Origin of the sequence: Burkholderia sp. LA-2-3-30-S1-D2 (assembly GCF_001523915.2) — a bacterium.
Taxonomy (GTDB): Bacteria; Pseudomonadota; Gammaproteobacteria; order Burkholderiales; family Burkholderiaceae; genus Burkholderia; species Burkholderia diffusa.
In genome coordinates, this window is the sequence record NZ_CP013384.1 from 2,816,521 (window position 1) to 2,829,785 (window position 13,265).

At 67.9% G+C, this 13,265-nt stretch carries 12 protein-coding genes; 8 read left to right on the forward strand and 4 right to left on the reverse strand.

The genetic code is table 11. The features are described from left to right. Window positions 1-76 precede the first annotated feature (76 nt). Together mutL and miaA are read left to right on the forward strand one after the other, a co-directional pair. On the forward strand, window positions 77-2,065 hold the full coding sequence (gene mutL / locus WS66_RS26035; protein ID WP_059608310.1) for a DNA mismatch repair endonuclease MutL: 1,989 nt from the start codon (window positions 77-79) through the stop codon (window positions 2,063-2,065). Then, complete coding sequence (gene miaA / locus WS66_RS26040) at window positions 2,062-3,039, forward strand: tRNA (adenosine(37)-N6)-dimethylallyltransferase MiaA (protein WP_059608309.1); 978 nt, start codon at window positions 2,062-2,064, stop codon at window positions 3,037-3,039. Before mutL ends, miaA begins: the two co-directional genes overlap by 4 nt. Window positions 3,040-3,094: 55 nt before the next feature. Here miaA and WS66_RS26045 read toward each other — a convergent pair whose 3' ends face one another. After that, entirely contained in the window at window positions 3,095-3,490 is a 396-nt protein-coding gene (locus tag WS66_RS26045; RefSeq protein ID WP_059608308.1) for a YybH family protein, read from the reverse strand. Window positions 3,491-3,597: 107 nt separating this feature from the next. Then, window positions 3,598-4,653, reverse strand: coding sequence for a phosphoribosylformylglycinamidine cyclo-ligase (gene purM, locus WS66_RS26050; RefSeq protein ID WP_059608307.1), 1,056 nt, complete (start codon window positions 4,651-4,653; stop codon window positions 3,598-3,600). Window positions 4,654-4,900: 247 nt separating this feature from the next. Here purM and hda point away from each other — a divergent pair, with 247 nt between their 5' ends. The 6 genes from hda to panB are packed head-to-tail and all read left to right on the forward strand — an operon-like array spanning window position 4,901 to window position 9,987. Continuing rightward, the gene (gene hda, locus WS66_RS26055; RefSeq protein ID WP_059608306.1) at window positions 4,901-5,635 is read left to right on the forward strand and encodes a DnaA regulatory inactivator Hda; all 735 of its coding nucleotides are present in this window, start codon (window positions 4,901-4,903) and stop codon (window positions 5,633-5,635) included. An 11-nt stretch (window positions 5,636-5,646) separates the two neighbouring features. Further along, entirely contained in the window at window positions 5,647-6,324 is a 678-nt protein-coding gene (locus tag WS66_RS26060; RefSeq protein ID WP_059608305.1) for an HAD family hydrolase, read from the forward strand. 5 nt (window positions 6,325-6,329) lie between these two features. After that, window positions 6,330-7,865, forward strand: a complete 1,536-nt coding sequence (gene pcnB / locus WS66_RS26065; RefSeq protein ID WP_059608304.1) for a polynucleotide adenylyltransferase PcnB — start codon at window positions 6,330-6,332, stop codon at window positions 7,863-7,865. Window positions 7,866-7,900: 35 nt separating this feature from the next. Then, complete coding sequence (gene folK / locus WS66_RS26070) at window positions 7,901-8,443, forward strand: 2-amino-4-hydroxy-6-hydroxymethyldihydropteridine diphosphokinase (RefSeq protein ID WP_059465460.1); 543 nt, start codon at window positions 7,901-7,903, stop codon at window positions 8,441-8,443. Then, complete coding sequence (locus tag WS66_RS26075; protein ID WP_059465459.1) at window positions 8,440-9,126, forward strand: deoxynucleoside kinase; 687 nt, start codon at window positions 8,440-8,442, stop codon at window positions 9,124-9,126. Before folK ends, WS66_RS26075 begins: the two co-directional genes overlap by 4 nt. A 45-nt stretch (window positions 9,127-9,171) precedes the next feature. Continuing rightward, on the forward strand, window positions 9,172-9,987 hold the full coding sequence (gene panB, locus WS66_RS26080) for a 3-methyl-2-oxobutanoate hydroxymethyltransferase (protein ID WP_059608303.1): 816 nt from the start codon (window positions 9,172-9,174) through the stop codon (window positions 9,985-9,987). A 136-nt stretch (window positions 9,988-10,123) separates the two neighbouring features. Here the strand turns inward: panB and WS66_RS26085 are convergent, their stop codons facing one another. Both WS66_RS26085 and dnaJ read right to left on the reverse strand, forming a co-directional pair. Further along, window positions 10,124-12,043, reverse strand: coding sequence for a chorismate-binding protein (locus WS66_RS26085; protein ID WP_059608302.1), 1,920 nt, complete (start codon window positions 12,041-12,043; stop codon window positions 10,124-10,126). Between the two features lie 4 nt (window positions 12,044-12,047). Further along, the gene (gene dnaJ / locus WS66_RS26090) at window positions 12,048-13,184 is read right to left on the reverse strand and encodes a molecular chaperone DnaJ (protein WP_059608301.1); all 1,137 of its coding nucleotides are present in this window, start codon (window positions 13,182-13,184) and stop codon (window positions 12,048-12,050) included. Window positions 13,185-13,265: the final 81 nt, after the last annotated feature.

Below are 13,265 nucleotides of genomic sequence, written 5' to 3' on the forward strand. Positions count from 1 at the left end.
ACTACCTTAAGGCTCCGTGAAAAAACGTAACCGGCACCGCCCCGGCACGCCACCGCCGCCTCGCTATAATTCGGCCATGTCCGAAATCACCGAAACGGCCGCGGGCGCCGCGCCCGCCCCTGCTCCGCGCCCGCTGCGCGCGATCCAGCCCCTGCCCGACCAGTTGATCAGCCAGATCGCTGCCGGCGAGGTCGTCGAACGCCCGGCGTCGGTCGTCAAGGAATTGCTCGAGAACGCGATGGACGCCGGTGCGACGACGCTGCGCATCGTGCTCGAGGAAGGCGGCGTCAAGCGCATCTCGATCACCGACGACGGCTGCGGAATCCCGCCCGCCGAACTGCCGCTCGCGCTGATGCGTCACGCGACGAGCAAGATCCGCTCGCTCGAGGAGCTGGAGGCGGTCGCGACGCTGGGTTTTCGCGGCGAAGCCCTCGCGTCGATCGCGTCGGTCGCCGAGATGTCGATCACGAGCCGCACGGCCGACGTCGCACATGCGACGAAGATCGACGCGACCACGGGCGCGCTGTCGCCGGCCGCCGGCGCGGTCGGCACGACGATCGAGGTGCGCGAGCTGTACTTCAACACGCCCGCGCGCCGCAAGTTCCTGAAAAGCGAGCAGACCGAATTCGGCCACTGCCTCGAAATGATTCGCCGCGCGGCGCTCGCGCGGCCGGACGTCGCGATCTCGGTGCTGCACAATGGCAAGGCCGTCGAGCACTGGAACGCGACCGAGCCCGCGCAGCGTGTCGCGAAGATTCTCGGCGACGGCTTCGCCACCGCGCACCTGCCGCTCGACGAGCAGGCCGGGCCGCTCGCCGTCTACGGCTGCGCGGGCCTGCCGACCGCGAGCCGCGGCCGCGCCGACCAGCAATACTTCTTCGTCAACGGCCGCTTCGTGCGCGACAAGCTGCTCACGCATGCGGTGCGCGCGGCGTACGAGGACGTCCTCCACGGCGACCGCTACCCATCGTACGTGCTGTTCCTCGACCTGCCGCCGGAAGCGGTCGACGTGAACGTGCACCCATCGAAGATCGAGGTGCGGTTCCGCGATTCGCGTTCGATCCACCAGTACGTGTTCCACGCGGTGCAGCGCGCACTCGCGCGCCACGCGGGCGCGTCGCCGGAAACCACCGCGGGCGGCCATGCCGCGCAACTCTCTCCGGCGCCGAGCGGCCCCGCGTCGTTCCTGAATACGCCACTCGGCCAGGGCGCGGCCACCGGCACGGGCGGCAGCGGCTTCTCGTCGCCGTCATCGTCGTCGGGCAACACGTGGATGCGCCAGGCACGCATGACGCAGGGCACACTGCCGGTCGCGCAACCGCTCGCGCTCTACGACGCGCTGTTCGGCCGCAAGGACACGGGTGCGGGCACGCCGGATGGCACGACGATCATCGCGCGCGATTCGGCGGATGCGGTCGATGCGCCAGTCGCGCCGCTGCCGGGCTTCACCGCGTCGCCGCTTGCCGCCACCGCACACGGCGAGCAGCCGCTCGGCTTCGCACTCGGCCAGATTCACGGGATCTACGTGCTCGCGCAGAATGCGCACGGCCTCGTGATCGTCGACATGCACGCCGCTCACGAACGGATTCTCTACGAACAGTTCAAGAACGCGCTCGCCGACCGCACGGTCGCGGTGCAGTCACTGCTGCTGCCGATATCGATGACGGCGACGCCGGTCGAGATCGGCACGGTCGAGGAAGAACGCGACACGCTCGAATCGCTCGGCTTCGACCTCGCGGTGCTGTCGCCGACGACGCTTGCGGTCCGCGCGGTGCCCGCGCTGCTGAAGGACGCTGATTTGCAGTCGCTCGCGCGCGCGGTGCTGGCCGACCTGCATGCGTTCGGCGGTTCACGCGTGCTCACCGAGCGCCAGCACGAGCTGCTCGGCACGCTCGCGTGTCACCACGCGGTGCGCGCGAACCGGCGCCTGACGCTCGACGAGATGAACGCGCTGCTGCGCCAGATGGAGGCGACCGAACGCGCGGACCAGTGCAATCACGGCCGGCCGACGTGGTATCAGCTCACGCTGAACGACCTCGACCGTCTCTTCATGCGCGGCCAATGAGCGCTTCACCGCAGTCTCGTCCGACGACGATCGCCTGCCTGCTCGGCCCCACTGCTTCGGGCAAGACGGCCGCGGCGCTGGCGCTCGCCGCGCGCCGTCCGATCGAGATCGTCAGCGTCGATTCGGCGCTCGTCTACCGCGACATGGATATCGGCACCGCGAAACCGACGCGCGACGAGCGCGCGAGCGTGCCGCACCACCTGATCGACATCATCGACCCGGCCGACGCCTATTCGGCGGCCGAATTCCGCGCGGACGCACTGCGCGTGATCGGCGGGATCGTCGCGCGCGGCCGCACGCCGTTGCTCGCGGGCGGCACGATGCTGTACTACAAGGCGCTGACGCAGGGCCTCAACGACCTGCCCACCGCCGATCCGGCCGTGCGCGCGGAGCTCGATGCCGACGCCGCGCGCGACGGCTGGCCGGCACTCCATGCGCGGCTCGCGCAGGTCGACCCCGCGACGGCCGCGCGGCTCGCCCCGAACGATTCGCAGCGGATCCAGCGCGCGCTCGAAGTGTTCCTGCTGAGCGGGCAGCCGATGTCGGCGCTGCTTGCCGCGCCGCGGCGAGCGGACGATGCGGCCGCCGCGTACCGCTTCGTGCCGGTGGCGCTCGAGCCGTCGGACCGCGCGGTGCTGCACGCGCGCATCGCGCAACGCTTCGACGCGATGCTCGACGCGGGCTTCATCGACGAAGTCGAACGGCTGCGCCGCCGCGAGGATCTGCACCTCGGCCTGCCGTCGATGCGCTGCGTCGGCTACCGGCAGGCATGGGAGTTCCTCAACGGCGACACCGACTACCGGACCATGCGCGACAAAGGCATCTTCGCGACGCGCCAGCTGTGCAAACGGCAGATCACATGGCTGCGCGCGATGCCCGAGCGGATCGTCGTCGACTGCGTCGCGCCGGATTCGACCGACCGGGCGGTTGACGCGCTCGAACGCGTGCTGGACGGCCGTATCGAGGATCACTAACGGGGCCGGATCGGCGCGCGTCGCCTGCTGCACACGCGTGATGCCCCTGCCCCGCTCAGTGCGCAAGCATGACGAGATTCGCGTCCCGCGCGAGCTGCCATCGGCCATCCGACTTGCGGAAGATCGTCAGCGTATGGCCGGAGCGGCGCACGGCGTCACCGCCCGGCGGCGTCACATCGATCTCGATGAAATTACGCATGTACGCCCAGTCGCCCATCACGCGAAGTTCGTCGATCCGGTAACGGCCGTCGACTTTCGGCCGATTACCAGCCGCCGCATTTGCGTCGCGCGACGCGGCCGCGAACGCCGCCTTGTCGAACGGCGGCTTGCCGGCCACCATGAAAATCGCGTCGTCGGCGATCAGGTCGAGCACTGTGGCCAGATCGCCGCGCCGGCTCGACACGAACCAGGTTTCCACCAGATCGCGAATCGCGCGTTCGTCTTCGATCATCGTCGTTGCCCCTTCGGCAGCCCGCCGACACGCCGGGCCACGCCAGAAAAAAAGCCGCCCGGATCGACTCCGGGCGGCTTTCCTTGCTGCGTCTTGCGTGCGGTGCGTCAGACCACGACCGTCTGCGCCTCGCCTTCGCGGCTCGCACGCACGGTGCCGATCTTCCACACCTGTTCGCCGGCGGCCGTCAGGTCGGCGATGGCCGCGTCGGCATCGGCCGCCGCGACGATCACGGCCATCCCGATCCCGCAGTTGAACACGCGGTGCATTTCGGCGTCGGCGACGCCGCCGTGCTCCTGCAGCCACTTGAACAGCGGCGGGAGCGGCCACGCGTTCTGGTCGAGCTCGGCCGTGAGGCCATCGCGCAGCACGCGCGGAATGTTCTCGACGAGGCCGCCACCCGTGATGTGGGCCATGCCCTTCACCGGCAGCTTCTGCATCAGCGCGAGCAGCGGCTTCACGTAAATGCGCGTGGGCGCCATCAGCGTGTCGGCCAGCGAGCGGCCGTGGAAATCGGCCGACAGGTCGGGGTTCGCGCGCTCGATGATCTTGCGCACGAGCGAGAAGCCGTTCGAGTGGATGCCGCTCGAAGCAAGGCCGAGCACCACGTCGCCTTCGGCGATCGTGCTGCCGTCGATGATCTTGCTCTTCTCGACCGCGCCGACCGCGAAACCGGCCAGGTCGTATTCGCCGTCCGGGTACATGCCCGGCATTTCGGCCGTCTCGCCGCCGATCAGCGCGCAGCCCGACAGTTCGCAGCCGTGCGCGATGCCCTTGACGACCGTTGCGGCCGTGTCGACGTCGAGCTTGCCGCACGCGAAGTAGTCGAGGAAGAACAGCGGCTCGGCACCCTGCACGAGGATGTCGTTCACGCTCATCGCCACCAGATCCTGGCCGACGGTGTCGTGTTTGTTCAGATGAAAGGCCAGCTTGAGCTTGGTGCCCACGCCGTCGGTGCCCGACACGAGCACGGGTTCCTTGTACTTCTTCGGCACTTCGAACAGCGCGCCGAACCCGCCGATGCCGCCGAGCACGCCGTCGCGCAGGGTTTTCTTCGCAAAAGGCTTGATCTTGTCGATGAGCGCGTCGCCTGCGTCGATGTCGACGCCTGCGTCGCGGTAGGACAGACCCTGAGCGTCGGGAGCGGATTTCGGAGGATTCATGGGGGAATGCGAGAAGGTCGGTAAAATGCGATTTTACCCGAAGCCGGCCCGTTGGCCGGAATTCCCAGCACCGAATCGTCAGGGATTGCATCTTGCTCGACACGTCCCCGTTTTCATCGCTACGCGAGCCGCGCCGAAACCCGCGCGCCGCCGTGCGTGCGGCCGCGTGTGCAGGCACCGGAGCAGCCCCGCGCGCGTGCCCGGCGTACGGCGCGCGTTTCATCAACCGACCCGCATTGTGACTGTTGTGTCCCGTCAACTGACGCTCGATCTCGGCACGCCGCCGCCCGCCACGTTCGACAACTTCATCATGAATGAGGAGAACGACGAGCTCATCTCGCGGCTCCAGAAGCTCGACCTCGCGCTCGCGGCGGGGCCCGTGCCGGACCGGTCGTTCTATATCTGGGGCGAGCCCGGCAGCGGCCGCACCCATCTGCTGCAGGCGCTCGTGAGCGACGCGTCGTACGGCAACGCGCGCTACCTGACGCCGCAAAGCCCGCTCGGCGCGTTCACGTTCGACGCGCGCATCGGCATCTACGCGATCGACGACTGCGACCGGATGAGCGACACGCAGCAGGTCGCGCTGTTCAACCTGTTCAACGAGGTCCGCGCGCACCCCTCGAGCGCGTTCGTCGCGGCAGGCCCGGCGGCGCCGCTCGCGCTCGACGTGCGCGAGGATCTGCGCACGCGCCTCGGCTGGGGGCTCGTGTTTCACCTGTCGCCGCCGTCCGATGCCGGCAAGATCGCCGTGCTGAAGCTCGCGGCGAAAGAGCGCGGGATCGCGCTCACCGACGACATCGCCGCCTACCTGCTGACCCATTTCCGCCGCGACATGCCGAGCCTGATGGCGCTGCTCGACGCGCTCGACCGCTTCTCGCTCGAGCAGAAGCGCGCCGTCACGCTGCCGCTGCTGCGCCGGATGCTGGCCCGCCCCGGCGACGACATCGCACCGCCGGGCACAGGCCCGAACCGCTTCGAGTAAAATGCGCATCCATGACTAATCTGGCACTCTTTGACCTCGATCACACGCTGATCCCGACCGATAGCGACCACGAATGGGGCCGCTTCATGGTGAAGCTCGGCATCGTCGACGCGGAAAGCTTCTCGCGTCAGAACGATCAGTTCTTCGCCGACTACAAGGCCGGCAAGCTCGACATCCATGCGTACCTGTGCGCGATGCTCACGCCGCTCGCGAAGTATTCGCGCGCGCAGCTCGCCGAATGGCACGAGCAGTACATGCACGAGGTGATCCGCCCCGCGATGACGCCCGCCGCGCTCGAACTCGTGCGCAAGCACATCGATGCCGGCGACCTGTGCTGCGTCGTGACGGCCACCAACGAATTCATCACGCGTCCGATCGCGACCGCGTTCGGCGTCGACACGCTGATCGCGTGCGAGGTCGAAACGACCGACGGGCATCCCGATTCGCCGTACACGGGCCGGCCGACCGGCACGCCGAGCTATCGCGAAGGCAAGATCGTGCGCACCGAAGCATGGCTCGCGTCGCTCGGCAAGCACTGGGACGACTTCGAGCACAGCTACTTCTACAGCGACTCGCACAACGACATCCCGTTGCTCGAGAAAGTCACCGACCCGATCGCGACCAACCCCGACGACACGTTGCGTGCGCATGCAAGCGCGCGCGGCTGGCGCATCCTCGATCTCTTCTGAACGTCGTGATCAAAAAATTCATTCGCAAGCTGCTCGGCCAGGACGGCGCCGAACAAACGTCACCCGCCGAGGCGCCCGCCGCCGACACGGCCCCTGCCCAGCGCCTCGCGAAGGGTAGCCGCGGCGGCGCCAGGAAGCCGCGCAGCAATCACGAACCGACCGTCGTGCCGGCCAGCGTGCACCAGATCGATCCGTCACTGATCTCGCGCAATGCCGTCCGCGTGACCGACACGCTGCAGCAGGCGGGCTTTCGCGCATTCATCGTCGGCGGTGCGGTGCGCGACCTGCTGTTCGGCATCGCGCCGAAGGACTTCGACGTCGCGACCGACGCGACGCCGACCGAAGTCCAACGCCTGTTCCGCCGCGCGCGCCTGATCGGCCGCCGCTTCCAGATCGTCCACGTGCAGTTCGGCCAGGAACTGATCGAGGTGTCGACGTTCCGCGCACTGGTCGATGCGCCGCCCGAGGCTGCCGCGTCGGCCGAGCCGCCGAAGCGCCTGAAGCGCGACGAACTCGATCGCCGCACGCACGCGGTCGACGCCAGCGGCCGCGTGCTGCGCGACAACGTGTGGGGCGAACAGCACGAAGACGCCGCGCGCCGCGACTTCACGATCAACGCGATGTACTACGATCCGTCGACGCAGACGGTGCTCGACTACCACGACGGGATGGCCGACATGCGCGCCCGCCTGCTGCGGATGATCGGCGACCCGGCCACGCGCTTCCGCGAGGATCCGGTGCGGATGCTGCGCGTCGTGCGTTTCGCGGCGAAACTCGGCTTCGAGATCGAGCCGCATACGCGCGAACCGATCAAGGCGCTCGCCGACCTGATCAACAACGTGCCGGCCGCGCGCCTGTTCGACGAAATGCTGAAGCTGCTGCTGTCGGGCCACGCGCTCGCGTGCCTGCAGCGGCTGCGCAAGGAGGGCCTGCACCACGGGCTGCTGCCGCTCCTCGACGTCGTGCTCGAACAACCGCAGGGCGAGAAGTTCATCACGCTCGCGCTGAACAACACCGACGCGCGCGTGCGCGCCGGCAAGACGGTATCGCCGGGCTTCCTGTTCGCGACGCTGCTGTGGCACGACATGCGCCAGCGCTTCGAGCAATACACGGCGGAAGGCGAATTCCCGGTGCCGGCGCTCCATCGCGCGATGGACGATGTCATCGACATGCAGACCGAGAAACTCGCGATCCACAAGCGCTACTCGGCCGACATGCGCGAGATCTGGGGCCTGCAGCTGCGCCTCGAAAAACGCTCGGGCCGCAGCGCGATGCGGCTGCTGGAACACCAAAGGTTTAGAGCGGGGTATGATTTCCTCCTGTTACGCTGCGAATCCGGCGAGCTCGATGCGGAAGTCGGACAGTGGTGGACGGATTTCATCGAAGGCGACGCGGCCGCGCGCGAGGCACTCCTCACGCAGGGCGGCTCGAAGGAAAAATCGCCCCGCAAGCGGCGCCGCCGCGGCGGTGCGCGAAACCGCAAGCCGGACGAAGGCGCCGCCGAGCAGGCGCCGGACACCGCGGGCGGTTCCGACGACTGACGCGCGCGCCGGCGAACGACGTAGGAAGTGATGCCATGACGGTTGCATATATCGGACTGGGGGCGAATCTCGGCGATGCGCGCCAGACCCTGAAGGACGCGGTGGTGTGCCTCGCGCAGCAGCGCACCATCTCGATCCTCGGCAAATCGAGCCTGTATCGCACGGCGCCCTTCGAAGCGGGCGGCGACGATTACTACAACTGCGTCGTCAAGCTCGACACGACGCTGTCGGCCCGTGAGTTGCTCGCGCTCTGCCAGAAGATCGAACATCACTTCGGGCGCGAGCGCCCGTATCGCAACGCGCCGCGCACGCTCGACCTCGACATCCTGCTGTTCGGCTCCGATTCGATCGACGAACCCGACCTGATCGTCCCGCATCCGCGCCTCACCGATCGCGCATTCGCGCTCGTGCCGCTCGTCGAGATCGAGCCGGCGCTCGACATCCCCGCGCGCGGCCGCGCCGATGCGTACCTCGCCTCTGTCGCGGATCAGCGCGTCGAGAAGGTGCAGACCTGTCAATGCCTGATGCAGAAGGCCCTTGCCGCCGGCGCTGACGCCGACAAGAACCGCTGCCGATGAACATCACTCCGCTGACCGTCACCGCGCCCGACCTGCGCGCCCCGCATCGCTATCTGGTGATCGAAGGGCCGATCGGCGTCGGCAAGACGACGCTCGCGCGCCTCTTCGCCGAGCGCTGGTCGATGCAGACGCTGCTCGAGCGCCCGCAGGACAACCCGTTCCTCGAACGCTTCTATCGCGACACCGCGCGCTACGCGCTGCCCGCGCAGTTGTCGTTCGCGCTGCAGCGCGCGCAGCAGGCGCGCGAACTGATCGGCGCGCTCGATACGGGCCGGCCCGTCGTCGCCGATTTCATGCCGCAGAAGAACGACATCTTCGCGCGGCTGAACCTGCCGGAAGACGAATGGCAGTTGTACCGGTCGATCGCGACGCACCTCGACGTCCCGCAAGCCCCCGCGCCCGATCTCGTCGTCTATCTGCAGGCGAGCCCCGAGGTGCTGTTCTCGCGCATCCAGAAGCGCGGGCTGCCAATGGAGCTGCAGATCAGCGACGCGTACCTGCGCTCGCTCGTCGATGCGTACAACGAATTCTTCTATCACTACGACCGAACGCCGGTACTCACGGTCGCAGCCGAACACCTGAACCCGCAAGACTCCCCCGAAGACCTCGCGCTGCTGATCGAGCGCATCGACACGATGCGCGGCCGCAAGGAATTCTTCGTCAAGGGCGAAACGACGCGCTGACGCGTCCTCGCCTGTCGTTCCTCCCCCATCGAACCGGATTTCCCCATGACCTATCTCCAGGAATCGAGCCGGCCTGCCGTCACTGTGCCCAAGCTGCAGGCAATGCGCGAGGCCGGCGAGAAGATCGCGATGCTCACCTGCTACGACGCGAGCTTTTCCGCGCTGCTCGATCGCGCCGGCACCGACGTGCTGCTGATCGGCGACTCGCTCGGCAACGTGCTGCAGGGTCACACCACCACGCTCCCGGTGTCGATCGACGACATCGCGTACCACACCGCATGCGTCGCGCGTGCGCAGCCGCGCGCGCTCGTCGTCGCCGATCTGCCGTTCGGCACGTACGGCACACCGGCCGAGGCGTTCGCGAACGCGGTCACGCTGATGCGCGCCGGCGCGCAGATGGTCAAGCTCGAGGGCGGTGAGTGGCTCGCCGACACGGTCCGCTTCCTCGTTGAACGCTCGGTGCCGGTGTGCGCGCACCTCGGCCTCACGCCGCAGTCGGTGCATGCGTTCGGCGGCTTCAAGGTGCAAGGCCGCACGGAAGCTGGCGCCGCGCAGCTGCTGCGCGATGCGCGCGCGATCGAGGACGCGGGCGCGCAGCTCGTGGTGCTCGAAGCGGTGCCGACGCTCGTCGCGTCCGAAGTCACGCACATGCTGAAAATCCCGACGATCGGCATCGGCGCGGGCCTCGAATGCTCGGGCCAGGTGCTGGTGCTGCACGACATGCTCGGCATTTTCCCCGGCAAGCGCCCGCGTTTCGTGAAGGATTTCATGCAGGGCCAGCCGAACATCCAGGCGGCCGTCGAGGCGTACGTGAGCGCGGTGAAGGACTGCTCGTTCCCAGGCCCGGAACACTCGTTCTGACGCGCGGCCGGCGCCTGTTCGATCCGAAAAAAAGCGCGGCACCCTTTGCGGGGCGCCGCGCTTTTTCCTTGAATGCGGTGTTGCCGAAGATCAGCGGTATCGGTTCGTCGGGCACGCGGCCCAGTCGTTCATCGCGTCATTTCAATACCGCATCGAGCGCGCCGCGCAGTGCATTGGTCAGCAGCAGCGCCTCGGCGCGCGCCAGATCGTCGAGCGTGACGATGCGCTCTTGGGCGCCGAATGTGCGATCGTCGAGCAGCACGCCGCGCATCACGCCCGGCAGCACACCGCTCGACAGCGGCGGGGTCACCCACTGGCCGTCGAGCTTCACGAACAGGTTCGAGCGCCCGCCTTCCGTCACCTCGCCGCGCTCGTTGACAAACAGCATGTCGAAGCCACCAAGCGCCTCCGCCGCCTGCCATGCGCGATCGTATTCGGCACGGCGCGTCGTCTTGTGCAGCAGCAGCGCGTCGTCCGTGCGGGTCGGTGCGAACCCGTGCGCGGACGCAAGCATCACGCCGACCGGCCCAGCGGGTAGCGGTTTCATCGTCGCGGCCATGATGTCGATCGTGCCGTCCTTCGCGAGCGCGAGCTTCATCCGGTACGGACCATCGCCGTCGAGCGCCGCGCAGCGCGCGTCGATCTCGCGGCGCAACGCATCGGCGTCGAGGCGGAAGCCGAATGCATCCGCGCTGCGCCGCAGCCGCGCGAGATGGCGCTCGAGATGCCGGATGCCGTCCGCACGCGTCGCGGCGGTGGTTTCGAACAACTGGAAGCCGGGATCGGCGTCGGTCAGGAATCGCGCTTTCAATTCGCACTCCGCATATTCGTCGGCGGCGACGCTGTCGAGCACGATGCCCGCGCCGACCCCCATCGTGCCGCGTCGCCGGCCGCGAGCGGCCGCTGCCGCGTCACGCGTGTCGATCGTTGCGGCAGCATCGACATCGACCGCCTCGAGCATCAGCGTCCGGATTGCGACCGACAGGCAGAAATCGCCGCAGCCGGTCGCATCGCCGGGCGACGCATCGCCTGCCGCTGCCCCTTCCTTCGGCGCGTCGAGCCAGCCGATCGCGCCCGTATAGAGCCCGCGCGGCGTCGACTCGATCGCGTCGATCAGTTCCATCGTCTTGTGCTTCGGCGCACCGGTGATCGATCCGCATGGAAACAGCGCGCGCAGCATCTGCGCGAACGTGGTGCCGTCGCGCCAGCCGGCCTCGACCGTCGACGTCATCTGCCATACCGACGCGTACGGCTCGACCGAGAACAGCGCCGGCACCCTGACCGTGCCCGTACGCGCGATCCGCGACACGTCGTTGCGCAGCAGGTCGACGATCATCACGTTTTCCGCGCGGTTCTTCGGATCGTTCGCGAGGAACGCGGCGGCCGCCGCGTCGTCGCGCGGATCGGCCGAGCGCGGCGCGGTGCCTTTCATCGGCCGCGCGCGCAGCATGTCGCCGTGCTTCTCGACGAACAGCTCCGGCGAGCACGACACGACCCACGCACTGTCGGGCAGCGCGATCAGCGCGCCATAACGCACGGGCTGACGCGCGCGCAGCCGCCGGTACAGCGCGAGCGGCGTGCCGAACATGTCGAAATTCAGCCGATACGTGTAGTTGATCTGGTACGAATCGCCCGCGCGCAGCGCGTCGTGCACTGCGGCGATCGCCGCGTCGAACGCGTCGCGCGACACGCTCTTCGCGACATGCGCGACGCCCGCGATCGACGGCGGGCCGCCGCCGTCCTGCTGCGCGAGCCACGCATCGACTTCGTCGCGCGACAGGCGCTCGCAGCGCGCATACAGCAAAAAGCGCAGCGGGGCATGGCCCGGCTGCGCTCTTTCAAGATTGCGTCCGAATTCGTAATCGCCGACGACGACCGCATGCAGCCCGTCGCGCAGATCCTGCGCCACCGCCACATCGAGCTCGTCGAGCCGTGCCGGATCCGTACACAAGCGCTCCCGCACGAAACCGGAATACAAACGACTCGACCGCGTGGACGCGGTCGAGTCGCAATCGTCCAAGAGCGCGAACGACGCGCTCTCGTTGCCTTCAGTCATGCCGTCACTCGAAGAAGCTCTTCATCCGGTCGAACCAGCTCTTGCTCTGCGGACTGTGACGCGCACCGCCCTCGGCCAGCGACTTCTCGAACTGCTTGAGCAGGTCGCGCTGCTGATCGGTCAGCTTCACGGGCGTCTCGACCTGCACGTGTACGTACAGATCGCCCGCGATGCTCGAACGCAGACCCTTGATCCCCTTGCCGCGCAGGCGGAACGTCTTGCCCGACTGGGTACCTTCCGGCACCGGGAACGACGCACGGCCGGCCAGCGTCGGCACCTCGATCTCGCCGCCGAGTGCGGCGGTCGTGAACGGGATCGGCATCTGGCAGTGGAGATCGTCGCCGTCGCGCTCGAACACCGAGTGCGGCTTGATGTGGATCTCGACGTACAGGTCGCCCGGCGGCCCGCCGTTGATGCCAGGCTCGCCGTTGCCGGCCGAGCGGATCCGCATCCCGTCGTCGATGCCGGCCGGGATCTTCACTTCGAGCGTCTTGGTTTCCTTCACCTTGCCCGATCCGTGGCAGTGCGCGCACGGTTCGGGGATGTAGGTGCCGGTGCCGTGACACTTCGGGCAGGTCTGCTGGATGCTGAAGAAGCCCTGCGACATGCGCACCGTGCCCTGGCCGTGGCAAGTCGGGCAGGTTTCCGGCTTCGTGCCAGGCTTCGCGCCCGACCCGTGACAGACTTCGCATGAGACCCAGCTCGGCACGCGGATCTGCGTGTCGTAGCCGTGCGCGGCCTGCTCGAGCGTGATTTCCATGCTGTAGCGCAGGTCGGCACCGCGATACACCTGCGGACCGCCGCGGCCGCCACGCGCGGCGCCGCCCGCGGCCTGACCGAAGATGTCGCCGAAGATGTCGCCGAACGCATCCGCGAAACCGCCGAAACCCTGTCCGCCCGCACCGCCCATGTTCGGATCGACGCCCGCGTGGCCGTACTGATCGTACGCCGCGCGCTTCTGGTCGTCCGACAGCATTTCATAGGCTTCCTTCACTTCCTTGAAATGCTCTTCCGCATCCTTGCTGTCCGGATTGCGGTCAGGGTGATACTTCATCGCAAGCTTGCGATACGCCTTCTTGATTTCGTCGTCGCTCGCATTCTTCGCGACGCCCAGAACCTCGTAGTAATCCCGTTTCGCCATATCGATTCGCTGTGCCGTCGCGCGTCACGCACGCGGCGGCTCCTTTCGCCCGCAGTAAAGTCTCTCGACTCGTCTGGCGCT

Excerpts from the sequence above, each read along its gene's own strand:
- WS66_RS26075 (WP_059465459.1), top strand. The coding sequence starts at position 8,440 with ATGAACATCACTCCGCTGACCGTCACCGCGCCCGACCTGCGCGCCCCG.
- purM (WP_059608307.1), bottom strand. The coding sequence starts at position 4,653 with ATGAATCCTCCGAAATCCGCTCCCGACGCTCAGGGTCTGTCCTACCGC.
- WS66_RS26085 (WP_059608302.1), bottom strand. The coding sequence starts at position 12,043 with ATGACTGAAGGCAACGAGAGCGCGTCGTTCGCGCTCTTGGACGATTGC.
- WS66_RS26060 (WP_059608305.1), top strand. The coding sequence starts at position 5,647 with ATGACTAATCTGGCACTCTTTGACCTCGATCACACGCTGATCCCGACC.
- panB (WP_059608303.1), top strand. The coding sequence starts at position 9,172 with ATGACCTATCTCCAGGAATCGAGCCGGCCTGCCGTCACTGTGCCCAAG.
- miaA (WP_059608309.1), top strand. The coding sequence starts at position 2,062 with ATGAGCGCTTCACCGCAGTCTCGTCCGACGACGATCGCCTGCCTGCTC.
- folK (WP_059465460.1), top strand. The coding sequence starts at position 7,901 with ATGACGGTTGCATATATCGGACTGGGGGCGAATCTCGGCGATGCGCGC.
- WS66_RS26045 (WP_059608308.1), bottom strand. The coding sequence starts at position 3,490 with ATGATCGAAGACGAACGCGCGATTCGCGATCTGGTGGAAACCTGGTTC.
- mutL (WP_059608310.1), top strand. The coding sequence starts at position 77 with ATGTCCGAAATCACCGAAACGGCCGCGGGCGCCGCGCCCGCCCCTGCT.
- dnaJ (WP_059608301.1), bottom strand. The coding sequence starts at position 13,184 with ATGGCGAAACGGGATTACTACGAGGTTCTGGGCGTCGCGAAGAATGCG.